The organism is Providencia sp. PROV252, from assembly GCF_033676005.1.
GTDB lineage: Bacteria > Pseudomonadota > Gammaproteobacteria > Enterobacterales > Enterobacteriaceae > Providencia > Providencia vermicola.
In genome coordinates this window covers 971,656-996,004 of record NZ_CP096294.1, presented here as the reverse complement: position 1 = coordinate 996,004, position 24,349 = coordinate 971,656, and the positions used below count along the sequence as shown (strand labels likewise).

General features: G+C 41.3%; 26 protein-coding genes and 1 tRNA gene. 17 read left to right on the top strand and 10 right to left on the bottom strand.

What is annotated here, in order from left to right; all coding sequences use genetic code 11:
• Positions 1 to 17: 17 nt before the first annotated feature.
• A complete protein-coding gene (locus tag M1F05_RS04295; RefSeq protein ID WP_206084742.1) occupies positions 18 to 581 on the bottom strand; it encodes a sel1 repeat family protein in 564 nt (187 codons plus the stop codon).
• A gap of 245 nt (positions 582 to 826) precedes the next feature.
• Positions 827 to 2,086: a diaminopimelate decarboxylase gene (gene lysA, locus M1F05_RS04290; protein ID WP_206084741.1), complete on the bottom strand. Its 1,260-nt coding sequence runs from the start codon at positions 2,084 to 2,086 to the stop codon at positions 827 to 829.
• A 125-nt stretch (positions 2,087 to 2,211) separates the two neighbouring features.
• Here lysA and M1F05_RS04285 point away from each other — a divergent pair, with 125 nt between their 5' ends.
• Complete coding sequence (locus M1F05_RS04285; protein WP_206084740.1) at positions 2,212 to 3,147, top strand: LysR family transcriptional regulator; 936 nt, start codon at positions 2,212 to 2,214, stop codon at positions 3,145 to 3,147.
• Here M1F05_RS04285 and M1F05_RS04280 read toward each other — a convergent pair.
• Entirely contained in the window at positions 3,121 to 4,041 is a 921-nt protein-coding gene (locus M1F05_RS04280) for a LysR family transcriptional regulator (protein WP_206084739.1), read from the bottom strand. The genes M1F05_RS04285 and M1F05_RS04280 overlap by 27 nt on opposite strands.
• Positions 4,042 to 4,173: 132 nt before the next feature.
• On the opposite strand from M1F05_RS04280, the gene M1F05_RS04275 reads away from it, so the two are divergent.
• Both M1F05_RS04275 and M1F05_RS04270 read left to right on the top strand, forming a co-directional pair.
• Complete coding sequence (locus M1F05_RS04275; protein WP_206084738.1) at positions 4,174 to 5,046, top strand: MBL fold metallo-hydrolase; 873 nt, start codon at positions 4,174 to 4,176, stop codon at positions 5,044 to 5,046.
• 138 nt (positions 5,047 to 5,184) lie between these two features.
• Complete coding sequence (locus tag M1F05_RS04270; protein ID WP_206084737.1) at positions 5,185 to 5,829, top strand: DsbA family protein; 645 nt, start codon at positions 5,185 to 5,187, stop codon at positions 5,827 to 5,829.
• 40 nt (positions 5,830 to 5,869) lie between these two features.
• On the opposite strand, the gene M1F05_RS04265 is transcribed toward M1F05_RS04270, so the two are convergent.
• Positions 5,870 to 6,529: a prepilin peptidase gene (locus M1F05_RS04265; protein WP_241016856.1), complete on the bottom strand. Its 660-nt coding sequence runs from the start codon at positions 6,527 to 6,529 to the stop codon at positions 5,870 to 5,872.
• A gap of 428 nt (positions 6,530 to 6,957) precedes the next feature.
• On the opposite strand from M1F05_RS04265, the gene rsmE reads away from it, so the two are divergent.
• The 9 genes from rsmE to hemW all read left to right on the top strand — a co-directional run bounded on the left by rsmE (position 6,958) and on the right by hemW (position 13,724).
• The gene (gene rsmE, locus M1F05_RS04260) at positions 6,958 to 7,689 is read left to right on the top strand and encodes a 16S rRNA (uracil(1498)-N(3))-methyltransferase (protein ID WP_206084736.1); all 732 of its coding nucleotides are present in this window, start codon (positions 6,958 to 6,960) and stop codon (positions 7,687 to 7,689) included.
• A 9-nt stretch (positions 7,690 to 7,698) separates the two neighbouring features.
• Positions 7,699 to 8,646 carry a glutathione synthase gene (gene gshB / locus M1F05_RS04255; RefSeq protein ID WP_206084735.1) on the top strand — a complete coding sequence of 316 codons (948 nt, stop codon included), beginning with the start codon at positions 7,699 to 7,701 and terminating at the stop codon, positions 8,644 to 8,646.
• Positions 8,647 to 8,721: 75 nt separating this feature from the next.
• Positions 8,722 to 9,285, top strand: coding sequence for a YqgE/AlgH family protein (locus M1F05_RS04250; protein WP_206084734.1), 564 nt, complete (start codon positions 8,722 to 8,724; stop codon positions 9,283 to 9,285).
• Positions 9,285 to 9,704, top strand: a complete 420-nt coding sequence (ruvX, locus tag M1F05_RS04245) for a Holliday junction resolvase RuvX (protein WP_206084733.1) — start codon at positions 9,285 to 9,287, stop codon at positions 9,702 to 9,704. Before M1F05_RS04250 ends, ruvX begins: the two co-directional genes overlap by 1 nt.
• Positions 9,705 to 9,851: 147 nt before the next feature.
• A complete protein-coding gene (locus M1F05_RS04240) occupies positions 9,852 to 10,544 on the top strand; it encodes a YggS family pyridoxal phosphate-dependent enzyme (RefSeq protein WP_272516354.1) in 693 nt (230 codons plus the stop codon).
• A gap of 13 nt (positions 10,545 to 10,557) precedes the next feature.
• Positions 10,558 to 11,379 (top strand): pyrroline-5-carboxylate reductase, encoded by an 822-nt coding sequence (gene proC / locus M1F05_RS04235; RefSeq protein WP_206084731.1) that lies wholly within the window; start codon positions 10,558 to 10,560, stop codon positions 11,377 to 11,379.
• 18 nt (positions 11,380 to 11,397) lie between these two features.
• On the top strand, positions 11,398 to 11,982 hold the full coding sequence (locus tag M1F05_RS04230) for a YggT family protein (protein ID WP_206084730.1): 585 nt from the start codon (positions 11,398 to 11,400) through the stop codon (positions 11,980 to 11,982).
• Positions 11,983 to 11,998: 16 nt separating this feature from the next.
• A complete protein-coding gene (gene rdgB / locus M1F05_RS04225) occupies positions 11,999 to 12,592 on the top strand; it encodes an RdgB/HAM1 family non-canonical purine NTP pyrophosphatase (RefSeq protein WP_206084729.1) in 594 nt (197 codons plus the stop codon).
• Entirely contained in the window at positions 12,585 to 13,724 is a 1,140-nt protein-coding gene (hemW, locus tag M1F05_RS04220) for a radical SAM family heme chaperone HemW (RefSeq protein WP_206084728.1), read from the top strand. Before rdgB ends, hemW begins: the two co-directional genes overlap by 8 nt.
• A gap of 141 nt (positions 13,725 to 13,865) precedes the next feature.
• Here hemW and M1F05_RS04215 read toward each other — a convergent pair whose 3' ends face one another.
• From M1F05_RS04215 to trmB, 5 genes are all read right to left on the bottom strand, one after another.
• Entirely contained in the window at positions 13,866 to 14,816 is a 951-nt protein-coding gene (locus M1F05_RS04215) for a siderophore ABC transporter substrate-binding protein (protein WP_206084727.1), read from the bottom strand.
• Between the two features lie 205 nt (positions 14,817 to 15,021).
• Complete coding sequence (locus M1F05_RS04210; protein ID WP_206084726.1) at positions 15,022 to 15,753, bottom strand: DUF2884 family protein; 732 nt, start codon at positions 15,751 to 15,753, stop codon at positions 15,022 to 15,024.
• A 27-nt stretch (positions 15,754 to 15,780) separates the two neighbouring features.
• Positions 15,781 to 16,707 (bottom strand): glutaminase B, encoded by a 927-nt coding sequence (gene glsB / locus M1F05_RS04205; protein WP_206084725.1) that lies wholly within the window; start codon positions 16,705 to 16,707, stop codon positions 15,781 to 15,783.
• Between the two features lie 104 nt (positions 16,708 to 16,811).
• Positions 16,812 to 17,141 carry a YggL family protein gene (locus M1F05_RS04200; RefSeq protein ID WP_206084724.1) on the bottom strand — a complete coding sequence of 110 codons (330 nt, stop codon included), beginning with the start codon at positions 17,139 to 17,141 and terminating at the stop codon, positions 16,812 to 16,814.
• A complete protein-coding gene (trmB, locus tag M1F05_RS04195; RefSeq protein ID WP_206084723.1) occupies positions 17,141 to 17,860 on the bottom strand; it encodes a tRNA (guanosine(46)-N7)-methyltransferase TrmB in 720 nt (239 codons plus the stop codon). The genes M1F05_RS04200 and trmB overlap by 1 nt, the downstream gene beginning before the upstream one ends.
• A 294-nt stretch (positions 17,861 to 18,154) precedes the next feature.
• On the opposite strand from trmB, the gene mutY reads away from it, so the two are divergent.
• The 4 genes from mutY to M1F05_RS04175 all read left to right on the top strand — a co-directional run bounded on the left by mutY (position 18,155) and on the right by M1F05_RS04175 (position 20,867).
• The gene (gene mutY, locus M1F05_RS04190; protein WP_206084722.1) at positions 18,155 to 19,207 is read left to right on the top strand and encodes an A/G-specific adenine glycosylase; all 1,053 of its coding nucleotides are present in this window, start codon (positions 18,155 to 18,157) and stop codon (positions 19,205 to 19,207) included.
• A 10-nt stretch (positions 19,208 to 19,217) separates the two neighbouring features.
• Positions 19,218 to 19,487 (top strand): oxidative damage protection protein, encoded by a 270-nt coding sequence (locus M1F05_RS04185; protein WP_206084721.1) that lies wholly within the window; start codon positions 19,218 to 19,220, stop codon positions 19,485 to 19,487.
• A 54-nt stretch (positions 19,488 to 19,541) separates the two neighbouring features.
• Positions 19,542 to 20,615, top strand: a complete 1,074-nt coding sequence (gene mltC, locus M1F05_RS04180; RefSeq protein ID WP_206084720.1) for a membrane-bound lytic murein transglycosylase MltC — start codon at positions 19,542 to 19,544, stop codon at positions 20,613 to 20,615.
• A 176-nt stretch (positions 20,616 to 20,791) separates the two neighbouring features.
• Positions 20,792 to 20,867 (top strand) — tRNA-Phe (locus M1F05_RS04175).
• A gap of 102 nt (positions 20,868 to 20,969) precedes the next feature.
• Here M1F05_RS04175 and M1F05_RS04170 read toward each other — a convergent pair.
• Positions 20,970 to 23,180 (bottom strand): extracellular solute-binding protein, encoded by a 2,211-nt coding sequence (locus M1F05_RS04170; RefSeq protein ID WP_206084719.1) that lies wholly within the window; start codon positions 23,178 to 23,180, stop codon positions 20,970 to 20,972.
• A 344-nt stretch (positions 23,181 to 23,524) separates the two neighbouring features.
• On the opposite strand from M1F05_RS04170, the gene M1F05_RS04165 reads away from it, so the two are divergent.
• Positions 23,525 to 24,346, top strand: a complete 822-nt coding sequence (locus tag M1F05_RS04165; protein WP_206084718.1) for an MBL fold metallo-hydrolase — start codon at positions 23,525 to 23,527, stop codon at positions 24,344 to 24,346.
• Positions 24,347 to 24,349: the final 3 nt, after the last annotated feature.

The following is a 24,349-nucleotide window of genomic DNA, read 5'->3' as shown; positions in this document are numbered from 1 at the left end:
CCCCCCTCCTATTATCTTCATTTGTTTTTCATGTAGTTATCTATATCATTGAGATATTTATTACATTTATCGCTACCATTTTTCGAGCCAAGATTTGCATAATATCGTGCTTTATCAATATCTTTTATGTTTCTTTCATCATCAAAAAGAGTAATTTCAACTAAATAATCACAGACTAATACAGAATCTCGTCCTCCTTTTTCTATTATCTTATCTAGAATTAAATTTGCTTTATTTATATTTTCATCTAATACAACCCCTTTATAATAAAGTTTACTCATTTCAAATAACGCTATATTATTATCAGGATTTCTATTAACCGATTCAATTAAGTAATTAACGGCTTTTTTACAAATAAAATTAGGCATGGCAGGTTTAAAATCAAAATACTTACAATTAGAATCTTTAAGAAATAATTTAAACAATAATAAATTACTATTGGAATCTCCTGATGCTGCCTTTTCAACTAACAAGAAAAAATCTTTTTCATTTCTTGGTGGTGGATACTCATCATTAATAGACGGTTCATATATTAAATATTTGCTATCATAATTAAATGACAGCATCCTATATGATGGCATAATGACACCTCTTTTCAAATCTTGAGCTTTACACTCTAAAAAGACGAGGCTAAGTATAAAAAATATCAATTTCATATTATTCACTTTAAATAAAATAAACCATTAGAAATAATCAATTTATTTTTACAGATGGGAAAATATTGTAAATAACCTAAAAGAGTAATTTTAACCTTAATTAAAAACAAAAAAATCCAGCTATTTATTCAATAGCTGGACCCATTAATTTTTTTGAAGAATGATTTAAACTACAGCTCTAATGCCAATAGTTCTTCAATCGTTTGACGACGGCGAATTAATTGCGGTTTCCCCTCAACAAACATCACCTCTGGTAATAATGGTCGGCTATTATAGTTTGAAGACATAGATGCGCCGTAGGCTCCTGTGTCGTGGAAAACCAAATAATCCCCCACGTTGACCTCAGGTAATGCGCGAGTCACCACAAGCCCACCTTCAAGCTGAGTAAACACATCCCCAGATTCACATAAAGGGCCGGCAATAATGGTGTCTTTTAGTTGTGACTCATCCGCAGCACTTCCGTCTGCAGGTAAAACAGAAATATGATGATAACTGCCATACATCGCTGGGCGCATTAAATCATTAAAACCACTGTCGACTAAGACATAATGACGGCTTCCCATATCTTTAACAGCACGCACTTCCGCCAGCAAAACGCCCGATTCAGCCACTAAATAGCGACCTGGTTCGATTTCAAGTTCAATCGCGTGTCCTAGATGCTGCGCTATGCGTTGGCGCGCGTTATCCCATAAACTATAATAATGCTGCACATCGATTAATTCATCGCCTTCACGGTAAGGTGTCGATAACCCACCACCCGCTGAAATAGCATGAAGATCCACGCCAGCAGTTGTCACCAGCGCCACCATCGAATCACATACATCTGCAAGATGTTGATAATCAACGCCTGAGCCAATGTGCATATGAATACCGATTAACGACAAATTATAATGACGAATTTTTTCTAAGGCTAAAGGCAAATCTTCATGCCAAATACCGTGCTTGCTATTTTCACCGCCCGTATTGGTTTTTTGGCTATGACCATGACCAAAACCCGGGTTAATACGCAACCACACAGGGTGGCCTTGTTTTTGTTCGCCAATTTGTTCAAGCATATCAATTGACCCTGCATTCACAGGGATATCCAGCTCCGTCACTTTAGCCAGTGTTGCTCTATCAAGCACGTCCGCAGTAAACACGATTTCTGACTTTTCACGACCTGGCTTGAAGCCCGCCACCAGCGCACGTTCGATTTCCCCTAAAGAAACTGAATCGACTTTAACGCCCTGCTCTCTCATAAGGCGCAAAATATGAATATTTGAACTAGCTTTTTGAGCAAAGCGCACCGTATCAAAGATTTGTAATTGCTTAATACGCTCAATGATGACTGCACTGTCATATACCCAAACAGGGGTACCGTATTGTGCAGGTAGCGCACGTAAATGTTCAGGGGTTAAATACTGGCTTGAAGTGGTTGCGAATGAAGTCATTATGTTTCTCGTTTGCAAGTTTTTATTATATTAAAGTCTATTATTCAGAGAAAAGATGGGAAAAAAAATATCCATTTTGCTAAAGTCTATTCATATTTGATATAACTTTGGTTTTGAGGTGAAAAATGCAGGCCATTTCGTGGCGACATATTGAGATATTTCGTGCAGTGATGACCGCACCGAATTTGACGGAAGCCGCTGCATTGTTGAATACTTCACAGCCTACCATCAGCCGTGAACTGGCACGCCTTGAGCATTTACTACAATTTAAGCTTTTTGATCGCGTCAAAGGGCGCTTGCAACCCACCGCGCAAGGGCTGCGATTTTTAGAAGAAGTTGAACGCTCTTACTATGGGTTAGAGCGCATCAAAAACTCAGCAGAAACAATACGCCGTTTTGAACATGCCCAAATTTCTGTCACCTGCTTACCCGCTTTTGCCCAATCCCTTTTACCGTCAGTCTGCCACTCTTTCATGGAAAGCTATCCTGATGTCAGTATCACCGTAATCCCTCAGGAATCTCCTGTGCTCGAAGAATGGCTCTCTGCCCAGCGCTATGATTTTGGTTTAACAGAACATTTGCAAATGCCGCCAGGTACTGAGCAACAAACGCTTGGAAGTTTAAATGAAGTGTGTGTGTTACCTACAGGGCATCCTCTCACTCAAAAAAAGGTCTTAACCCCCAGTGATTTTCAGCATCAACGCTTTATTAGTTTGTCTTTAACTGACAGCTACCGCCAATTAATTGACTCAACCTTTGCGGAGCAGCAAATTGACCGAAAAATGGTGATGGAAACACATTCAGCTTCTTCTATTTGTGCGATGGCTCTAAAAGGTATTGGGATTTCCATTGTTAACCCACTAACAGCGTTGGATTTTCACCAGCAATCTTCGGGTAAACTAGCGCTGCGTCCTTTAAGCTTTTCAATACCCTTTACGGTGAGCTTAATTAGACCTATTCACCGCCCATCATCACAACTCACTGATATATTTACCAAACATTTAAAAAAACAATTTAACCAGATTGAACAACATTTAGCGCTGGCCTTGCTGCATCAGTGATAACCAATGGGGTGAGGTAGTAAACCAGTTAGCAAGATAATCGATCACCGCACGTAGTGAGGTTGGCATTTTTTGTCGACTGGCATACACAGCGTAAATACCTAATGGCATTGGTGTGTAATCAGGTAATAATTGGATTAATTCGCCTGAATCCAAATACTTTGCAACTGAATAATAAGGCTGCATAGAAACCCCTGCGCCATTTAAGGTCGCTTCGGCGATAAAAACAGATTCATTAGCACTCAACCTTCCATCCACTAACACTGTGTGCTGTTCGCCTTCTTTTTCAAACACCCATAAACTACGCCCAAAAAAGTTATAAGTTAGACAATCCAGTAATGCTAAATCCTCGGGTTTTGTAGGGTGCTTTTTTCCTTCCAAAAAACGGGGAGATGCACAGATCACGGAATAACAGGTCGAAAGAGGCTTCGCAATCAGACTTGGCTCTAGCTGATTAGTAATACGGATCGCTAAATCAATTCTTTCCTCAATAAGATTCACTGATTTATTCGAGATCTGCATATCAATAGCCATATTAGGGTACTGTTGCATAAACTCGGTCATTGCCATGGAAAGCGCACTTTGGGCGATAGATTGTGAGCAACTAATACGTACCAACCCTGATAATGCTTGATTATCATGCTCTTGCTGCACAGGAACCGTTTGTGAAATCGCATTTAGTTGTAACGATTGTTGGTAAACCCCTTCCCCTGCAGAGGTTAAACTAAGCCGCCTTGTTGTACGGTTTAATAACCGAACACCCGCCCATTGTTCCATCTCAGATAAATAGCGAGTTACCATCGCACGAGACATATCTAGCTTATCTGCCGCACCGCTTAGGCTGCCACTCTCCACAATGGTGATAAACACTTCTACCGCTTTTAATCTATCCATACCCCACCAATTCGACCGATTTATGCAACAAATAAAGCCTAATTATGCTGTTTTTCCCATCATTATTACAATCTAATATACACGCCAAGCCAAACAACATTTACCTGCATCACTTAATTTTAGGATATAAAAATGAAACTTACCTTATTAGCAGCAACGACATTATTCGCAACAACTATGCACATGGCACAGGCTAAAAAGCTAACATTAGATGTGTATAACCCAGGCCATAACAGTGTTTTCCCTGTTTCATCTGAAATTATTAGCGGCCCAACTGAAGTGGTTTTAATTGATGCTCAATTTCAAAACAACGACGCACAAAAATTAGTCGATAAAATCCAAAAGCTGAATAAGAAATTAACCACCATTTATATTAGCCATTCAGACCCTGATTTTTATTTTGGTTTAGAGACGCTGACAAAAGCTTTCCCTGAAGCCAAAGTGGTTGCAACTGCCGAAACCGTCAACGCCATTAATGCAACTAAAGATGGCAAACTTGCCTATTGGGGCGGTGAATTAAAAAATGAAGCACCAAGCCATGTTATTGTTCCTGAAGTCATTAAAGGGAATAGCTTTACCGTTGATGGTGAAAAATTAGAGATTAAAGGCCTAGATGGTGCCTCACCAGACAGAACTTATCTGTGGGTACCCTCTTTAAAAGCAGTCGTGGGTGGCGTATTAGTTTACGATAATCTCCATGTGTGGATTGCAGATACGCAAACTGAAACCTCACGCCAAAACTGGAAACAAGCTTTAGAGAGTATTAAAGCACTAAAACCCGAAACCGTTGTACCAGGGCATTTTACCGGCAATTCTAAGTTTGATATTGGAACCGTTACATTTACTCAGCAATATTTAAATGACTTTGAAACTGCGACAAAAGCAAGCAAAAACGCGGATGAACTGATTAAAAAAGTAGAAACGCAATACCCTAACTTAGATGAAAAATCGAGCTTAGAGCTCAGCGCCAAAGTGATTAAAGGCGAAATGCAGTGGCCTCAGTAAGCCGATAAATTGCCCCCTATTTCATTTGTTTTGGTACTTTTTGTAACTTGTGGATACACATTAAAAACAAAATGATCTAGGGGGATAGTTTATGCTATCACCTTGAGTATCTTAAAAATAATTCAGCGAGACATTATTATGAGCAATATTACCCTACACTATATTTATGACCCTTATTGTGGCTGGTGTTATGCTGCTGCACCGTTAATTGAAGTTGCTGCGAAACACCCAAATATTCATATCGAAATGCATGGTGGTGGCATGCTCGCAGGCAGCTCTCGACTACATTTAGATGATAATTTCCGCCAACACATTATCCAATCAGATAAACGCATAGCGTCAATGACAGAGCAAGTTTTTGGTGATGACTACCTTACAATGTTACATGAGCCTAACTTTGTAATGGACTCAGCAATACCGCAAACCGCAATACTGGCAGCAACAAAACAAGGTAAAGGCTTAGAAATGCTAAAAGCGATTCAAAAAGCCCACTATATTGCAGGGCGCCACATTAATGATAGCGCTGTCCTGTTAGATTTAGCACAAAGCATTGGGTTGGATGTCGCTCAATATACGACTGACTACGCACAGAGTGAGCTAAGTGAAACTAAGACCCACATTCAAAACAGTAAAACACTATTAGCGCAATCAGGTGCATCTGGCTTCCCTACATTACTGATTCAGCAACAAGGCCAGTGGCTACGAGTCCCACTACAAAACTACCTTGGCGCGCCAGATAAATGGCAACAATTCTTAGATACCATGGTTAATGCTGCTAAATAACCAAACGAGCAAATCATTTGGCTGTGTTATTCATTTATTATCATTGAATAAGTGATAAATACAGCCAAATACTCGCACTAACCAAAATCGCTGGCCCAAAAGGAATAGTCGGGCCCCCCATATTCATACCTTCTCCACTTTTCAAATACGATTTTCCGCCAACGCCATGGAACTTAGGTAATAGCCAATAACTCGCACTGTAGTGCAAAAGCCCTAGCACTGCTGCTAGACCTAAAAAATGCGGTAAATTCAGTACACCAAGCCATGATGCACACGCAGCAATCAATTTAAAATCTCCCCTTCCCATTTGCGGCTGTTTTTTGATTTTTTCCACCAGTGTTGTGATAAACATAATGGCCAAATAAGCCACGATAATGGCATAGATAGCCGAAATCACATTACCGTTTGGAGAGCTTATTTGATACAACAACCCAGCCCCTAAGAATGGGTAAGTTAATATATTCGGTAAATACCCTGTTTTATAATCAATAATAAACAACAACACAGTGAAGTTTAAAAATACGAATAAAAATAAGATGACAAGCCAATAACTCAACGAATAAAAAACGATAAGACCCAACACTGAATAAATAAAAAACAATGAAAAATAATTAACCTCAATGGAAGGTAATTGAAAATATTTTTCAGGAATAGATTTCAATAGCTTAAAGGTCATTATTACAGATAACACTAAAAGCATTAAAATCAAATAAACTTCCTTATTGACCATAATGTTACTGAATTTAATATAAAAACAGCTCCACTTTGTTTTCAATTTAAATAAAAGATTCATTATTTCATTAAAGATAAAAACAAATTTTTCTAAAACTGCACACCATAAGTCGAGCATATTAACTCCTTATTCCATTATGGAGAAAAAATAAATATACGCAGAAAAATAACCAACCTAAACACTTTAATTCCGTTCAATACAATCAGTTTATTCGAGCTCAAATTTTTTCTATTTATTTATCAATTGCGTCTAATTTAACGGCGATGGCACAGACGTACTATAAATACGTTTTTTTTCGTTATAAACTAGATAGCAAAGCTTGAGTTTTGCGATTCAATCCCCATATTCACCAAAGCTATCCTATTTATTAATCGAGTCTGTACTAAGGAAACACCATGCGCATTCCACGCATTTATCACCCTGAGCCAATACAAACCAATACAACCATTTCTCTTGGTGATGATGCCGCAAACCATGTGGGCAGAGTCCTCCGTATGGCTCCTGGTCAGAAGCTTGAGCTGTTTGATGGTAGCAACCAAACTTTTAGTGCTGAAATTACGGAAGCTTCGAAAAAGCATGTTTTGGTCTACATTGAAAGTGGCAATCTTGATGATAGAGAGTCCCCCCTCGATCTCCATTTAGGCCAAGTCATGTCACGCGGGGAAAAAATGGAATTCACCATCCAAAAATCTGTTGAATTGGGTGTTAATACCATTACCCCTTTAATTTCAGAGCGTTGTGGTGTGCGTTTAGACCCCGAGCGACTCGAAAAAAAATTACAGCAATGGCAAAAAATTGCGATTGCTGCATGTGAACAATGTGGCCGAAACCGTATCCCTGAAATTCGCCCCGTACAAAGCCTTGAAACTTGGTGTGCGGAGGATGACGGTGCATTCAAGGTAAATCTTCACCCAAGAGCGACAGAAAGCATCAATACCCTGCCGACTCAATTGAAAAAAGTAAGACTGTTGATTGGCCCAGAAGGCGGGCTTTCAGCGGATGAAATCGCCATGACAGCCAATTATCAATTTACCGATATACTGTTAGGCCCTAGAGTACTTAGAACAGAAACGACTGCGCTAACCGCTATCACTGCACTGCAAGTGCGCTTAGGTGATCTGGGTTAAGGAGAAAAAATGATCAAGCTCGGTATAGTGATGGATCCTATTTCATCCATCAAAATCAAGAAAGACACCAGTTTTGCAATGATGTTGGAAGCTCAGCGTCGTGGTTACGAAATCCATTATATGGAAATGAATGACCTTTATTTGCACCAAGGTGAGGCTCGCGCACAGACTAAAATTGTCACCGTCGAAGAAAATCCTGCGAAATGGTACGAATTCCATGGTGAACAAGATATCGCCCTCGGTTCCCTTGATGCGATTTTGATGCGCAAAGATCCGCCATTCGATACCGAGTTCATTTACGCAACCTATATCTTAGAACGCGCAGAACAAGCAGGTTCCTTGATTGTGAATAAACCGCAAAGCCTGCGTGACTGTAATGAAAAATTATTCACTGCTTGGTTCCCTGAATTAACGCCAGATACGTTAGTGACTCGCAGCCCGCAAAAATTAAGAGAATTCCATCAAAAACATGGGGATGTGATCTTCAAACCCCTTGATGGCATGGGCGGTGCATCGATTTTCCGTTTAAAACAAGATGACCCTAACGTGGGCGTGATCATCGAAACATTGACAGAACATAGCTCCCGCTATTGTATGGCTCAAAACTTTTTACCTGCCATTAAAGAGGGCGATAAGCGTGTGTTAGTGGTTGATGGTGAGCCAGTGCCGTACTGTTTAGCGCGTATTCCAGCGCAAGGTGAAACCCGTGGTAATTTGGCCGCAGGTGGCCGTGGCGAAGCGCGTCCTTTAACAGAAAGTGATTGGGCAATTGCGCGTGCCGTCGCGCCAACATTGAAAGAAAAAGGCTTAGTGTTCGTTGGGTTAGACATTATAGGTGATCGCCTGACTGAAATTAACGTCACAAGCCCAACTTGCGCTCGTGAAATCGAAGCGGCTTTTGATATTTCTATCACAGGTATGTTGATGGATGCCATTGAACGTCGCTTGAAAAAATAAGCAATAAAACAGGCTAAAAAGGCGATTTCTGCCTTTTTAGCCAACGAATTCAATAAAAATGAATGGAGTTTAAGTTTGAATCTACAAAACCATTTTCTTATTGCCATGCCATCCCTCACAGATCCTTATTTTGAGCAATCTGTAGTGTATGTGTGTGAGCACAACGAAAAAGGCGCAATGGGTTTAGTCATTAATAAACCCATTGATGACTTTTCAGTTGATACCATGTTAAGAAAGCTTGAAATTACGGTATCCGATAAAGTCAATAAACGTAACCTACAACGCCCCGTGATTGCTGGTGGCCCGGTTGCAGAAGAACATGGTTTTATCTTACATACACCAATTAGCGGCTTTTTATCTAGCTTGCATCTTAATGATGAAGTGATGGTCACTACGTCGAAAGATATTTTAGAAACTCTTGGTAGCGATCACTCGCCAGAAAACTCTTTAGTCGCCTTAGGTTATTCCAGTTGGGAGCCAGGTCAACTAGAGCGAGAAATCATGGAAAATAGCTGGTTGACAGTTGAAGCATCCCCTAAACTCATTTTTGATACGCCAATTAACGAACGTTGGGCTGCGGCTGCCAATTTAATTGGTGTCAATATTCATACGATTTCCATGCAAGCGGGGCATGCATAATGTCAGGAAGAACGCTATTAGCCTTTGATTTCGGAACAAAAAGTATTGGTGTTGCTATTGGACAAGAGATCACAGGTACAGCACGCCCATTAACATCACTTAAAGCCAGTGATGGTCGCCCTGATTGGCAACAAATCGAAAAGTTACTTAAAGAATGGCTTCCTCAGTTGGTTATTGTCGGCCTACCCCTTAATATGGATGGCACCGAGCAACTGGTCACCAGCCAAGCGCGTAATTTTGCCAATCGTATTCATGGCCGTTTTGGTGTTAAAGTCGAATTGCACGATGAACGACTTTCCACGGTTGAAGCAAAAGCAGGCTTATTTGAGCAAGGTGGCTACCGCGCATTAAGCAAAGGAAAAGTGGATTCGGCTTCCGCTGTGGTGATCCTTGAAAGCTGGTTTGAGCAACATAGTTAATTTTGCACAGTTTTGAGGTTATTTTTCACGGAAATCTCATGCAAAGGTGCCGTTCTAACGCGAATTGCTTTACACTATGGTCAACAGTCACTATTCATGCACTCTGTGAATAAAATAGTTTTGAATTAAACCATAATGAATAAATACATGACCATTCAAAATAATATCTCTGATGTTACCGCACGTATTCAAACTGCTGCCGAAGAATGTCATCGTTCACCCCAAGACATTACGCTGCTGGCTGTCAGTAAAACCAAGCCTTGTGAGGCCATTTTAGAAGCCATCAAAGCAGGCCAGCGCCAATTTGGTGAAAATTACGTCCAAGAAGGCGTTGAGAAAATCCAATATTTCGCAAATAGAACTGACCTTATTTGGCATTTTATCGGCCCATTACAATCCAATAAAAGCCGTTTAGTCGCTGAACACTTTGATTGGTTCCACACGCTTGACAGAGCTAAAATTGCTCAGCGTCTGAATGACCAGCGCCCTAGCAATAAAACGCCACTAAATGTACTCATCCAAATTAATATTAGCGATGAAAACAGCAAATCGGGCATAACATTAGGTGAGGTTGCTAAGCTTGCTGCTGAAGTCGCAACTATGCCAAACCTTGTATTACGAGGTTTGATGACGATCCCCGCCCCTGAATCAGACTATGACCGTCAATGTGAAGCGTTTCGTCAAATGGACAACGCATTTAAACAGTTACAAACTACTTACCCAACAGTCGATACCCTATCGATGGGAATGACTGACGATATGCGCGCCGCTATTCACTGCGGTTCAACCCTTGTTCGCATAGGAACCGCGATTTTTGGTGCGCGCCAATATCATCAATAATAAGGAGAACAGAATGCAACACCGTAAAATTGCTTTCATCGGCGCTGGAAATATGGCTCACGCTATCGTCGCAGGGCTTGTTAGCAATGGTTACCCCGCATCAATGATCACCGTTTGTTCTCCAACCCCCGTGCGCCGCGATAAAATTGCCGCACAATATGGCATTATTAGCAGTGATGATAACCTTGCTGCCGTTAAACAGGCCGATGTCATTGTATTAGCAGTAAAACCACAAATGATGAAAGAAGTCTGCGAACCCCTGCAAAATGCCACTGATTTTGATAACAAACTGGTGTTAACCATTGCCGCAGGCATCCCAGCAGAGCGCTATAACGATTACTTTGCACATCAACTGAATTTAGTGCGCATCATGCCAAATACCCCATCCTTGGTTGGTAAAGGCGTAAGTGGGTTATTTGCGCAAGCCAAAGTGACTGAGCAAGACAAACAATTTGCGCAGGAATTAATGCAAAGTGTCGGTTCAACGATTTGGTGCCAGAAAGAGCAAGAAATCAATAATATTATTGCAATTACAGGTAGCTCCCCCGCTTATTTCTTCTTATTTATGGAAGCGATGCAACAAAAAGCAGAGCAACTCGGTTATGATGCAGAACAAGCACGTGAATTAGTGTTGAATGCCATTGAAGGCTCCGTTGAACTGGCGAAATCCCAGCACGACACGGCTTTTTCAACCTTACGTGAACAAGTCACCTCTAAAGGCGGTACCACCGCGATGGCTTTAGAGCAATTTTACAACGAAAACCTTCCGCAAACTGTTGCTAACGCGATGCAAAGCGCCATCAACAGAGCAGAAGAAATGGAAAAACTTTTTTAATTAATCGCGGAACTTGCCATGCAGACTTTAGTATTTGTCGTTACCACTCTGATCCAGCTGTATATTTTTGTGTTATTGCTCCGCGTTTGGATGCAGTGCGTTCGTGCGGATTTCTATAACCCATTTTCCAAATTTGTGGTCAAAGCCACACAACCGATTGTCGCGCCGCTACGCCGTGTGATCCCTGCGATTGGTTCAATTGATACGGCGTCTGTTGTTGTTGCTTTTGTTTTAGCCATTGCCGCAATTATTTTTGGCATGTGGGCAACTAACTTACTGCCTATCTTAGGCGTAACGATTCTCCCAATGGGAATCATTTTATTACTAACGTATGCAGGTAAATTGATCTTCTGGATGATCTTGATCCGCGCCATCCTCAGCTGGGTAAGCCAAGGCCGTAATCCTGTTGATTATTTATTATACCAATTAACTGAACCGCTAATGGCGCCAATTCGCCGTATTATCCCAGCAATGGGTGGGTTAGATTTCTCAGCAATGATTGTGATGTTTATCTTAATCGCCCTGAATTATTTGCGTGTGGATATTTCCCTGATGATTGACCCATCATTGACCGCAATGATGTATTCCATTGGTATTATGTAAAAACGAGTTTTAAACGATGCAAAAAGTTGTTTTAGCGACCGGGAATCCGGGCAAAGTAAATGAATTAGCCGACTTACTTCGCGATTTCGGTATGGATATCGTTGCACAAACTTCATTGGGTGTTGAATCTGCAGAAGAAACAGGTTTAACCTTTATTGAAAATGCCATCCTGAAAGCTCGACACGCGTCGGCACAAACGGGTTTACCCGCTATTGCTGACGACTCAGGAATTTCGGTTGATGCCCTTGGTGGCGCGCCAGGGATCTACTCTGCCCGCTACGCTGGTGAGGAAGCAACTGACGAGCAAAACCTCGTTAAGCTATTGGATGCAATGAAAAATGTGCCTGACGACCAACGTCAGGCGCAATTTAACTGTGTGCTGGTGTATTTGCGCCACGCCGAAGACCCTACGCCATTAGTATTCCATGGCCGTTGGCACGGTATTATTACCCGCGAACGCAAAGGCCAAGGCGGTTTTGGGTACGATCCTATCTTTTACGTACCAGAGCTTGGCTGTACCTCTGCAGAGTTAAGCAAAGCAGAAAAACAAGCTGTTTCCCATCGTGGTAAAGCCTTAGCAATGATGCTGGATGCTCTGAAGAATGCATAAGTTGCCACCACTGAGCTTGTATATCCATATTCCTTGGTGTGTGCAAAAGTGCCCTTATTGTGATTTCAATTCGCATACTCTAAAAGGAGAGATCCCACAAAAAGAGTATGTTGAGCACTTATTAGCGGACTTAGATATTGATGCCAAATTAATTGCTGATCGCCCTGTTAAAACGATTTTTATTGGAGGGGGAACACCGAGTTTGCTGACGGCTGAAGCCATGCAAGCATTGATGGATGGTGTTCGCGCACGAGTTCAATTAGACCCAAACGCAGAAGTCACCATGGAAGCCAACCCTGGAACCGTAGAAGCAGACCGGTTTGCAGGCTACCAGGCTGCGGGAATCAACCGTATTTCAATCGGCGTACAAAGCTTTGGTAACGATAAGCTGATCACTTTAGGCCGTATTCATGGCCCTGATGAGGCGAAACGTGCAGCAAAATTGGCCACTCACCTCAACTTACGCAGCTTCAATCTCGATTTAATGCATGGCTTACCCGCACAAACGCGCGATGAAGGCTTGTCAGATTTAAAACAAGCGATTGAACTTGCGCCGCCACATTTGTCTTGGTATCAGCTAACTATCGAGCCCAATACACAATTTGGTTCAAGGCCACCAACGCTGCCTGATGACGATACCCTGTGGGACATTTATACCGAGGGTCACAAGCTACTCAGTGCAGCGGGTTATGTACAGTATGAAACCTCTGCCTACGCAAAATCGGGTTATCAGTGTGAACACAACCTCAATTACTGGCGCTTTGGTGATTATCTCGGTATTGGCTGTGGTGCTCATGGCAAAATTACCTTTGAGGATGGGCGGATTTTACGTACGGTAAAAACCAAACATCCTCGAGGTTATATGGAAGGTCGGTATCTTCAGCAGTCTTATGATGTAGAAGCCGAAGATAAACCATTTGAATATTTCATGAACCGCTTTCGGTTACTTGAGGCCATGCCCCGTCAAGAATTTACCCAATACACAGGTTTGCCCGAATCAACTGTAAGGCCTGCTCTTAATGAGGCCTTAGCCAAAGGGTACATCACAGAAACTGATGATGAATGGCAAATTACAGAACATGGAAAGTTATTCTTAAACTCGCTGTTGGAGCTATTTTTAGGCGAGGAATAATACCCAAATCAGTGAACTAATGAAAGCCCGCGAGAGATAACATTCTGCGGGCTTTTTATTAGAGATAAAAATGAGATCGACAAAAATAACAATAAGGGTATTTCATATTGCCGCTATCGCTAGGACAACGGCAGATATTCATTAAAGCGCGTTAACAACAGCATTAACTTGTTCTGTTAAGCTGACAAAGCCACCACCTGATAAATACCACAGATCAGATTGCAGGTAAGTGATCTTACCGTCTTTGTATGCTTTGGTTTCTTGGATATTGCTGTCTTCAAAGACCGTTTTTTCTAATTTCCCAGCACCGATAGCTTCACTGCGGTCAACAATTAAGATGACATCAGGATTTGCTTGCGCAATGGTTTTGGTATCGACAACACGGCGTTTTGATTTATCCGCATTTTCATCAATCTGCAATTCTGCACGCTGTGCTTTTACCACGTCATAAACCACGGCTTGGTTATTTGGGATTAATTTGCCGTCATTGTGCATCAGTACTAAGACTTTTTTCTTAGAATCAGCCGCTTTTTTCTGAGCATCTGCAATGGTTTTGTCTAACTGAACGAGCTGTTCATCAACGGCTTTTTGATTACCGTATAAATCACCAAGTACGGCTAAGTTTGCTTTTACTGATTCAATATAATGTTTGCTGTCAGAACCTAAATTAATGGTCGGTGCAATTTTGGATAAGGCTTCGTATGATTTCCCCTGACGCCCTGTGATGACGATTAAATCAGGTTTTAATTGCTCAATTTTAGCCAAATCAGGTTGTTTCATGCCACCTGCATTTTCCATTGATGCTGGAATACTGCCTTTCACATAAGCAGGCGCATTTGCCGTCGGTAAAGCCACCACGTTATCGCCTAAACCCAGTTTTTGCATTGAGTCGTATACACCGAAGTCAAATAAAACCACTTTTTTAGGTTTTTTAATAACTTCTGTTTCACCCGATAAATGCTTAATTGTCACTTTTTCGACGCCTTGCGCAGTGACAGCATTTGGAGCGAAAGCAGCAGATTCAGCACCAAGCGCTAAAGGAGCAGAGAGTGACAATACAGAAACAAGTAAAGCAGGAATGAACTTTTTCATTTAAACGATCCCAATTAAGTCATTAAGCCAAACTCGCATTGTAAAGAGAGAGGCCTACATGTCAATCAAATAAGAATCAATTTCATTTTCATTCCCATTAATGGAACTAAAATCACATTTATAAATCCACATAATAACCATCATAAATAAAAAAACAGCCATGCAGTTAATACAGGGCTGTTTTTAAGAAATATAGATAAATGGATTATTTGGCTTTTAAGGAATTCAATAAAGAAACCCGTTGTTGCTCAATGCCAGTGACTTTTGAACACACTTGAACACCAAACAATTGGAAGCTTTTCTCTTGTTTTTTCCATTCTGTTTCAAGCTCTTGCTGCAAACCACCTAGATTGCCCAGCATGCCTTGTAGCGCTTGGTTAGCATCACCACCTGATAACAGTTGCTTGCGCCCCATTTCGTTGATGCTATCTTGTAAAATACCGCCCAAGCTTTCATTCACCAACTGCTTGCCTTTTGTTTCCGCATTTTTCATCGCTTCATGATGAAAAGCATAGCCATTCGGACGGGTTTCAATAATTTGGTTGATTTGGCTATTCAGGTCTTTTTCTAGCTTAGTCAAACGTTTACGTACATTACTGTCGCTGCCAATGACCTTAACAACGACTTTATCTACCGTTTCACGTGACGTTGCCAGTTTTTTCTCAGACTCTTGTTTTATCCAAGGTAAATCATTACGAATTGCCGCTTGATAACGGATCGCTTGCTGTTTTTGAGCCTCAGTCGCCGCAATATTTTTGCCGTTTAACGTGATCTCACCATTAGGTGTAATCACTAAATCGCCACTGCGACCAACCACTCGCACGCTTTCTGGCGTCATGAAAATATCATCGTTCGGTGTCACTGAGCAGTTATAATCCGCAGCTTGGCTCGCTGCACTCGCTAACAGTGAAAATGCAATTAATGTACGGCGTAACATAACATCTCCTAGAAGGCGTTGAATTAATTAGAAAACAGAACGCCCAATTCGTTTCGATAATAGCTCTAAAGCAGCGCAACCCACCAGAGAGTTCCCTGCTGCATCGAGTTCAGGTGACCATACCGCCACAGTAAATTGGTTAGGGACAACACAAACAATACCGCCGCCAACACCTGATTTCCCTGGCATTCCAATACGAAATGCAAATTCACCAGAGCCATCATACATTCCACATGTCATCATCAATGCATTGATTTGCCTTGATTGTAATGGGGTAATAATGGGGTCTATGGAGCAAGATGACATTCCTTGCGATGTTAAATAGGAGAAACATCTCACTAATTCAACACAGTTCATACTTAGAGAGCAATAATGAAAATAAGTTTCGAGCACCGTCAAAACATCATTTTCAAAATTACCAAATGATTTCATTAAATAGCCGATTGCTGCATTACGGCTTGCATGTTCCATTTCAGAGCGAGCAACGGTTGTATCGTAGGTAATATCAGGCTCACACGATAATTTTCGAACAAACTCTAGCATACGTTGTTTTGGCGCACTTAAACGCGACTGCAACATATCTGCAATCACAATCGCACCTGCATTAATAAACGGGTTTCGTGGGATACCTTTTTCCATTTCAATTTGAATTAATGAGTTAAATGGTAGCCCTGATGGCTCTTTGCCAACACGGCTCCAAATTTCATTTTCTTCGTAGCGCGTCATCGCCAATGTCAGGCTCAACACTTTTGAAATAGACTGAATGGAAAAACGTTGATAGGCATCCCCTGCGGTGAAAACCTCACCGTCAATGGTGGAAACGGCGATACCAAGATGATGAGAAGGCACACAACCTAGCGCAGGAATATAGTTGGCAACACAACCTTGGCCTATTAGCGGCCGAACTTGGTCTAGAATGTCGTTAAGTAGCTGGTTAGAAAACATAGCACTCAAAACTTTTACTCCAGAAAATAAAGGCACCCAAAACTTGGATGCCTCTTCAAACACTGAGAAACTCAGCCTATTTATTTAGTGTGATTTAATCAACCAAAAAGTGATTATTCCCACCAAACATCAAACAGTTCAGAAACAACAACATCGTTCATCCCTTTTGCTTTTAACCAATTTTCAACGATTTGACGGTGTTCTTCGGTACATTTCCCAATTTGCTGTAGGCAAACAATCCCTTCCCAGCTCAAGTAGCCGCTTGCTTCGAATGCTAAACCGTTTGGTTCAATAGCTTCAGCAATCAGTTGGTCAACGGTAGTGTCAACTTCTTCGATCGGTGTACCTTCTTTAAAACTCCATTTAACCGTAAAACCTAACTCTTGGAATTCATCCAAACGCATTTTTTTACGTAAACGACGACTACGTGGTTGTTTAGCCATTATTTGGTCCTCTCAAACATTAAATCCCATACACCGTGCCCTAACCGCTGGCCGCGCTTTTCAAATTTTGTTTCTGGTCTTGATTCTGGACGAGGAACATAATCACCTGTTGGTGATAAATTTTTATACCCTTCGACACTCTTCATGACATCAAGCATATGTTCTGCATACGGCTCCCAGTCGGTCGCCATATGGAAAACACCACCAACCGCTAATTTACTGCGAATTTTTTCAGCAAATGGCACTTGAACAATGCGGCGTTTATTGTGTTTTGCTTTATGCCATGGGTCAGGGAAAAATAACTGAACCATCGCAAGGCTTCCATTGGGCACCATGCAATCCAAGACTTCAATCGCATCATGGCACATCACACGGACATTACTGACGTTTTCTTCTTTTGCCGATGCTAAGCATGCGCCCACACCTGGCGCATGAACTTCAATGCCTAAAAAGTTTTGCTGTGGATTTTGCGATGCCATAGTCACCAATGAGGCGCCCATACCAAACCCAATTTCCAGCGTCACTGGGTTTGAGTTACTAAATACTTTGGCGAAATCAAAGGGTTCATTGATAAAATCAATCCCCATTTCAGCCCATTCTTTTTCTAATGCGTCTTCCTGACGTTTTGTCAGACGCCCTTGACGGCGGACAAAACTACGGACACGGCGCATAACCCGCCCTTCTTCATTATATTCGGGGGAGATAACATTATTGATCATAATAAAGGTTCTAAAAAATAGTTGCCCAATTAAGTTAATGTGCCAACGATCAAGTTCTATAAGGCTAGTAAATAGCAATTATGTTTAAATTACCCTTGCTAATTCAAACCATTAGATTAATTACCTAACAGTAATCGCAGGGTAAGAGTAGGAGTTTAGCAAAACTTCAACAAGGATGCAGTTGATAATTGGCTAACTTTACACTAAACCACACAATAAGCGGTTTACAGCCTACCGCGTCTATGTTGCAATCCTTAGCATTATTAAAAAATCGATAAAAAAATAAAGTGTTCAATGGAAGCTCAACAATTTTCTCATGCAGTGCTCGACTGGTATCACAAATATGGACGCAAAACATTACCGTGGCAGCAGGAAAAGTCCTCTTACCACGTATGGCTATCTGAGGTGATGCTGCAACAAACCCAAGTCAGTACCGTTATCCCGTATTTTGAGAAATTTATTTCTCGTTTTGAAGATATTACCGCCCTTGCCAACGCGCCATTGGATGAGGTTTTACATTTATGGACAGGCCTTGGCTATTATGCCCGTGCCCGCAATTTGCACAAGGCAGCAAAAGTCGTTGCTGATCAGTATGGTGGGAAATTCCCAACCACTTTTGATGAAGTGTTGGCTTTGCCCGGGGTTGGTCGCTCTACGGCTGGCGCAATTTTATCTCTGTCCCAACAGCAACATTACCCTATTTTAGATGGCAACGTAAAACGCGTGCTGGCTCGTGCTTATGCCGTTGATGGCTGGCCCGGGAAAAAAGAGGTAGAAAACCGCCTGTGGGAAATTAGCACCGATGTCACGCCCAATGATGGCGTAGAATATTTTAACCAAGCAATGATGGATTTAGGCGCGATGGTTTGCACCCGCAGTAAACCAAAATGCGAGCTTTGCCCACTTAACTTTGGCTGTGTTGCCTATGCCAACCATTCATGGCAAAACTACCCAGGGAAAAAACCGAAACAAAAAATCCCTGAAAAAACCGCCTGGTTTTTAATTATGCAACATGAAGACAATGTCTGGTTAGAGCAGCGTCCCCCTTCTGGTATTTGGGGTGGGTTATTCGCCTTTCCACAGTTTGAGTCTTCAGAACAATTAACAGCATGGTTAGCGGAATCAGGCCTTTCTTATGACGCTCCTGAGCAGTTAATTGCCTTTCGCCACACGTTTAGCCATTTCCATTTAGATATTATCCCTGTAAAAGTTAAGATTCAGGCATTTAATTCTGCCATGGATGAAGGCAAAGGACTCTGGTATAACTTACACCTAGGCGCAACTATCGGCCTTGCCGCCCCAGTTGAAAGTTTATTAAAACAGCTCGCCTTACTACCTGATATTTGAGGAAATTTTAATGAGTAGAACGATTTTTTGTACATTCTTACAACGTGACGCAGATGGGCAAGATTTTCAACTTTACCCAGGTGAGTTAGGGAAACGTATTTTTAATGAGATTTCTAAAGAAGCATGGAGCCAGTGGATGACGAAGCAAACTATGCTAATTAATGAAAAGAAACTCAATACAATGAATCCAGACGATCGTAAGATGTTAGAACAAGAAATGGTCAAGTTCTTATTTGAAGGCCATGATATTCACATTGACGGCTATACACCTGAAAAATAATCTGTCTGTCTACCTACTCTGTAGGTAGACTTTTGCACCAATACTGTGAATCGTATGAAAAAACTATTTGCGCTGAGTTTATTGATCCCGCTACTTGTTTCGTGTTCCAGCAACCAAAAAACGGACTTCAACCCTGATTATGTCAAAGACACCAATGGATTTGATATTTTAATGGGCCAATTTGCCCATAATATCGAAAATATTTGGGGAATTAAGGAAGTCCTCATTGCGGGGCCAAAAGATTACGTTAAATATACAGATGAATACCGTACACGTAGTCATATTAATTTCGATGCAGGGACGATTACAGTTGAAACCATTTCCGCTGTAGAGCCATCGCAACACCTCAAAAAAGCGATTGTCACCACCTTATTGATGGGCGATGACCCTAACTCCATCGACCTCTATTCTGATATTAACGATATCCCCTACAGTAAAGAACCATTTTTATTTGGCCAAGTACTCGATAACACAGGAGAAGCGATTCGTTGGGAGTGGCGAGCAACAAAATTTGCAGATTATCTGATAGAAAACAAAATACAGCGCCGCCAATCTGGCATGAATATCGTTTGGTCAGTCACGATGCAATTAGTGCCTAACCACCTAGACAAACGCGCCCACAAATATTTGCCGTATATTAAAAAGTCATCAGCAAAATATGGCGTTGATGAGTCATTAATCCTTGCAATTATGCAAATTGAATCGAGCTTTAACCCTTATGCCGTAAGCCGCTCAGATGCACTTGGTTTGATGCAGATAATGCCAAACACGGCAGGTAAAGACGTTTTCCGCTCACAAGGAAAGTCCGGTGTGCCTAGTCGCAGCTATTTGTTTGATCCAGAAAAGAACATTGATACGGGGACTGCCTATTTGGCTATCTTGCAAAACAGCTATTTAGGCGATATTCGCAATCAAACCTCTCGCCGTTATGCTGTTATTACCGCATACAATGGCGGCGCAGGCAGTGTCCTGCGAGTGTTCCATAGTGATAAAAAGCAGGCAGCTCAGCGTATTAACAATTTAGAACCAGGTGAAGTGTATGAAACATTGTCCACTAAGCACCCAGCTGCTGAGTCACGTAATTACCTCATTAAAGTGAACAAGGCACAGAAAAAATATTTGCGCTAACATTGGCGAACAGATGAAAATCACCCGTTAAACAGCGGGTGTTCTTCATTACCCAGATATTTTTAGGGCATTTCGTTTAAAAAGTAGCTAAGGTGTTGAAAAAAAGCGCATACGGTCGAAAGTTTTTATAATGCGCCTTGACTCAACTGATGGAATCAGGTTTAATACGTTCCGTTGCCCGGATAGCTCAGTCGGTAGAGCAGGGGATTGAAAATCCCCGTGTCCTTGGTTCGATTCCGAGTCCGGGCACCACTATTTAAAGAAACCAGCCTAAAGGCTGGTTTTTTGCTTTGTAACGCTTATCAAAATTAACAATGCAACTTTTACCACATTGCGCTCACCAATCCCCCCACTCTATCGTTCCCCTTGGGTATCCACTAATAAACGCTGATTAATGTATTCAATGGTTTCTTCTATTGTCATGATCTTATTCACCACATTAGTAATCCCTTGACCAATGATCACTTCAGCTTGGCGCAAATTAAATAACTTACCGTTTGGAATGGAGGATTCGCGGATCCCGCGGTTAATCTCTTGATAAGCCAGTGGCATCCAAGGGTAGCGATGGCAGATTTCTTGGTTATGGCTGAAATCTTGGTGGTTACTATTCCCACCCAATAAAATAAGATGATCCATCACGATAGGTGAATAGAGCCAACGATAAAATTGCTCTGCATAATGTGATTTTTGGCTATAACGAGATACTCCGAGCGCGCCTCCCCCGAGTTGTGGAAGCCCACCTGGCACAGAGGCATAACCAATTTTTGGAAAAATATCGCTATGAGCCACATCATTAAACAGATTCATATAAGCAATTAACATAGCAAGTTCACCTTGCTCAAATTGCCTAACGGATTCGCTCCACCACTTTTCATGGATATTTTCAGTGACAGAAACTTGGTGTAGATAATCGCTTAACACTTTGCCCGCCAAAGGCATTTCTAATCGAGGGATACCATCACCCTCAATTAACCGCCCACCTTCTGCATAGTAGCGCAGCAAATATTCACTTGCTATTAAGCCAGCACTTCCCAATGTTGTTGATGCACCAATTGGGCGAGAAAATTGCCCTTTTTCATGCTGCTCTGTAAAAAACTGTGTGACTTGGTCGTATTCGTGAAAACTCGTCGGCACAGCCAATTCATTGCCTGTTTTCTCGTAATACCTACGCCTTAGGATCGGGTCTTCAAACAAATCTTTTCGATAAAACAACAACTGGGCACTAGCATCAAATGGCATAGCATAAGCAGTGTCCCCGACTAAACTAAATTTTTGTTGGGTTGGTTTGGAAAAGCTGCTTAATAAATCCGTTAAGCCGTTCCCGACATTATCTAGTGGCTGTAATATTCGCTCTGCAAACCAAGGAAAACAGGCCATATCAATCCGCAATAAATCATAATAAGGATGTAAATGGAGCTGTCCCAATATTTGGTAGACTTCGTCATAAGGATGTATGGCTAAATTAACCTTAATGCCCGTTTGGCGATAAAAGTGGGGTAAGAGCTTTTTGAGTGCATTTGTCGAAGGACTTGGCAAAATAAGGAGATTCAAACTCGGCTCATCTTTATTAACAGTACTAAGTGCTGGTGTTGCAGTATAAAGGTTGCCACTTTGGTTACGCACATAAACAGTGTTTGCCCCCAGATTCTCGCTTTCCAGTTCATCCTCTTTCATTAGCTCATCAACAACCTCTAACCCTAGCTGCGCATAATTCATCGGAAAACAGTGTAGCCCTTTTAATATTGGGGGAATATTGCCACTTAAGGCAAAAATAGCAGGGCAATCACTGTTGCTACCAAAAAAACTGGCTTGAGTTAAAAAACTTGCCTTTTCAATATCTTCAGCAACAAAAAAGTCTGGTGTTTGGTCTAAGGTGAAAAAATCAAATGCAGCTTTATAGGATTCATCATTCGATGCTCGGATCACAATATATTTTTTATTTGGTGCACACTGCTTGAGGCTTTTTTGTAACTCACTCACAAACGTTGAATGTTCTAACTCACCATGTTCATCGCTGAAAATCCCCACCAGTTGACTGCGGCTGGTCGCAATTTGTTGGCAAATCGCCTCTGCTGCTTGAGAAAAATCTAACGTGAAAAAATGATGGGCATTGGCTGGTTGGCGATAAATAAACACAACCTGAGAAGCAGGTAATTTTAATGTATCAAAATAAGTGTTCGCGTCTTGCAAACAACTCACAGCAACCACCTGTTTATATCCACCCGCTGCAATTTTTTGTAATGCATCTAACTCTGTTGTTTCAAGATCATCCGTCAAAAATAGATCATAGGTTATCTCGGGGTACAAAGAGATTGATTGCCTAAATGAATTAAAAAAGATTGCGTATTTATCGGACACTAACTGCGGTAATAGTATCGCGATTTTGTGGCTTTTATTGGTTCTCAACAATTGCGCTTGTGTATTGAGCTGGTACCCCATTTGCTTTGCTGCTTTATAGACAGCCTCAATTTTCTCTACACTCACATTTCCACGTTTATTCAAAACGTTAGAAACCGTTCCATGAGAAACACCCGCCAATTTTGCAATGTCTTTAATTGTTGCCATTTGTCTTTTCACCTTAATTGCTTCTCGCAATAGCATACCTGAATTATTTATCACGACCACCGATAATTAATTTGAACGTTCCAAAATAAATATGTAGATAAAACAATCAAATAATGGAAAGTATTAACATTCGATACACACAAAGCAAAAAATAAAAAATATAACTATTAATCAAATAGATAATTATTTTAATTTGAATGAGATCACTGATCTGAATATCTGTCATTGGCAAACTAATCCCACCAAATTATTATTGGAACGTTCAAATAATAGTTTTATCGATTTAACACCAGCACCAGGGATTTAATAACCCGAAATAAAACAATAAGATAAAGGAAATTATCATGAAAATTCATTTTTTAGGCACTGCGGCTTCAGAGGGTATACCAAACCCTTTTTGCCGTTGTGAGCACTGCCAAAAAGCAAGGCAACTTGGTGGTAAAGATATCAGAACTCACTCCTCTGCTATTGTGGATGATCTCATGTTGATCGACGTGTCTCCCACATTTAGTTATCAACTCATGCGTGATGGAATGGATGCAACCCATTTTGAAAGCCTGCTATTCACTCACACTCACCCTGACCATTTTAATGTGGGCGATCTGTTCAGTAGAATGGAAGGTTATGGCTTTGAAATTCACCATCCACTTCATATATTTGGCAACGATCGTGCAATCAATGGCTGCCTTGAAGTGCTACCGGGGTACAGCAAAGAGCGTTTCGCTTTTCATTGTTTAATCCCTTTTGTCACCGTTGAAAGAAATGGATATAAAATTACCCCATTACTAGCAAACCATGCGAAATGGGAGCTCTGTTATGTCTATCATATTGAAAAAGATGGCAAAGCGATTTTCTATGGCCACGACTCAGGCTGGTTCCCAGAACTGACTTGGCAATGGCTTGAAAACAAACCGCTAGATATTGTTGTATTCGAATGCACTTATGGACTAAATGGCAATAACCGTACCGATAACCATATGAGCCTAGAAACCGTCTTTGCAGCACAAGAAAAGCTGCAACAACAAGGTTGTTTGCATTCTAATACTCAAATTGCCGTTTCTCATATTTCACACAGTGGTAAATTACTGCATGAAGAATTAGTGGCGGTTTGTGCTCCTTATAATATCCGTGTCGCATATGACGGACTAACGTTAGAAACACATTAAGAG

What these genes read in the sequence shown, in the direction of transcription:
- M1F05_RS04295 (WP_206084742.1), bottom strand. Translation starts at nt 581, where the DNA reads ATGCCATCATATAGGATGCTGTCATTTAATTATGATAGCAAATATTTA.
- lysA (WP_206084741.1), bottom strand. Translation starts at nt 2,086, where the DNA reads ATGACTTCATTCGCAACCACTTCAAGCCAGTATTTAACCCCTGAACAT.
- M1F05_RS04285 (WP_206084740.1), top strand. Translation starts at nt 2,212, where the DNA reads ATGCAGGCCATTTCGTGGCGACATATTGAGATATTTCGTGCAGTGATG.
- M1F05_RS04280 (WP_206084739.1), bottom strand. Translation starts at nt 4,041, where the DNA reads ATGGATAGATTAAAAGCGGTAGAAGTGTTTATCACCATTGTGGAGAGT.
- M1F05_RS04275 (WP_206084738.1), top strand. Translation starts at nt 4,174, where the DNA reads ATGAAACTTACCTTATTAGCAGCAACGACATTATTCGCAACAACTATG.
- M1F05_RS04270 (WP_206084737.1), top strand. Translation starts at nt 5,185, where the DNA reads ATGAGCAATATTACCCTACACTATATTTATGACCCTTATTGTGGCTGG.
- M1F05_RS04265 (WP_241016856.1), bottom strand. Translation starts at nt 6,529, where the DNA reads ATGCTTTTAGTGTTATCTGTAATAATGACCTTTAAGCTATTGAAATCT.
- rsmE (WP_206084736.1), top strand. Translation starts at nt 6,958, where the DNA reads ATGCGCATTCCACGCATTTATCACCCTGAGCCAATACAAACCAATACA.
- gshB (WP_206084735.1), top strand. Translation starts at nt 7,699, where the DNA reads ATGATCAAGCTCGGTATAGTGATGGATCCTATTTCATCCATCAAAATC.
- ruvX (WP_206084733.1), top strand. Translation starts at nt 9,285, where the DNA reads ATGTCAGGAAGAACGCTATTAGCCTTTGATTTCGGAACAAAAAGTATT.
- M1F05_RS04240 (WP_272516354.1), top strand. Translation starts at nt 9,852, where the DNA reads ATGACCATTCAAAATAATATCTCTGATGTTACCGCACGTATTCAAACT.
- proC (WP_206084731.1), top strand. Translation starts at nt 10,558, where the DNA reads ATGCAACACCGTAAAATTGCTTTCATCGGCGCTGGAAATATGGCTCAC.
- M1F05_RS04230 (WP_206084730.1), top strand. Translation starts at nt 11,398, where the DNA reads ATGCAGACTTTAGTATTTGTCGTTACCACTCTGATCCAGCTGTATATT.
- rdgB (WP_206084729.1), top strand. Translation starts at nt 11,999, where the DNA reads ATGCAAAAAGTTGTTTTAGCGACCGGGAATCCGGGCAAAGTAAATGAA.
- hemW (WP_206084728.1), top strand. Translation starts at nt 12,585, where the DNA reads ATGCATAAGTTGCCACCACTGAGCTTGTATATCCATATTCCTTGGTGT.
- M1F05_RS04215 (WP_206084727.1), bottom strand. Translation starts at nt 14,816, where the DNA reads ATGAAAAAGTTCATTCCTGCTTTACTTGTTTCTGTATTGTCACTCTCT.
- M1F05_RS04210 (WP_206084726.1), bottom strand. Translation starts at nt 15,753, where the DNA reads ATGTTACGCCGTACATTAATTGCATTTTCACTGTTAGCGAGTGCAGCG.
- M1F05_RS04200 (WP_206084724.1), bottom strand. Translation starts at nt 17,141, where the DNA reads ATGGCTAAACAACCACGTAGTCGTCGTTTACGTAAAAAAATGCGTTTG.
- trmB (WP_206084723.1), bottom strand. Translation starts at nt 17,860, where the DNA reads ATGATCAATAATGTTATCTCCCCCGAATATAATGAAGAAGGGCGGGTT.
- mutY (WP_206084722.1), top strand. Translation starts at nt 18,155, where the DNA reads ATGGAAGCTCAACAATTTTCTCATGCAGTGCTCGACTGGTATCACAAA.
- M1F05_RS04185 (WP_206084721.1), top strand. Translation starts at nt 19,218, where the DNA reads ATGAGTAGAACGATTTTTTGTACATTCTTACAACGTGACGCAGATGGG.
- mltC (WP_206084720.1), top strand. Translation starts at nt 19,542, where the DNA reads ATGAAAAAACTATTTGCGCTGAGTTTATTGATCCCGCTACTTGTTTCG.
- M1F05_RS04170 (WP_206084719.1), bottom strand. Translation starts at nt 23,180, where the DNA reads ATGGCAACAATTAAAGACATTGCAAAATTGGCGGGTGTTTCTCATGGA.
- M1F05_RS04165 (WP_206084718.1), top strand. Translation starts at nt 23,525, where the DNA reads ATGAAAATTCATTTTTTAGGCACTGCGGCTTCAGAGGGTATACCAAAC.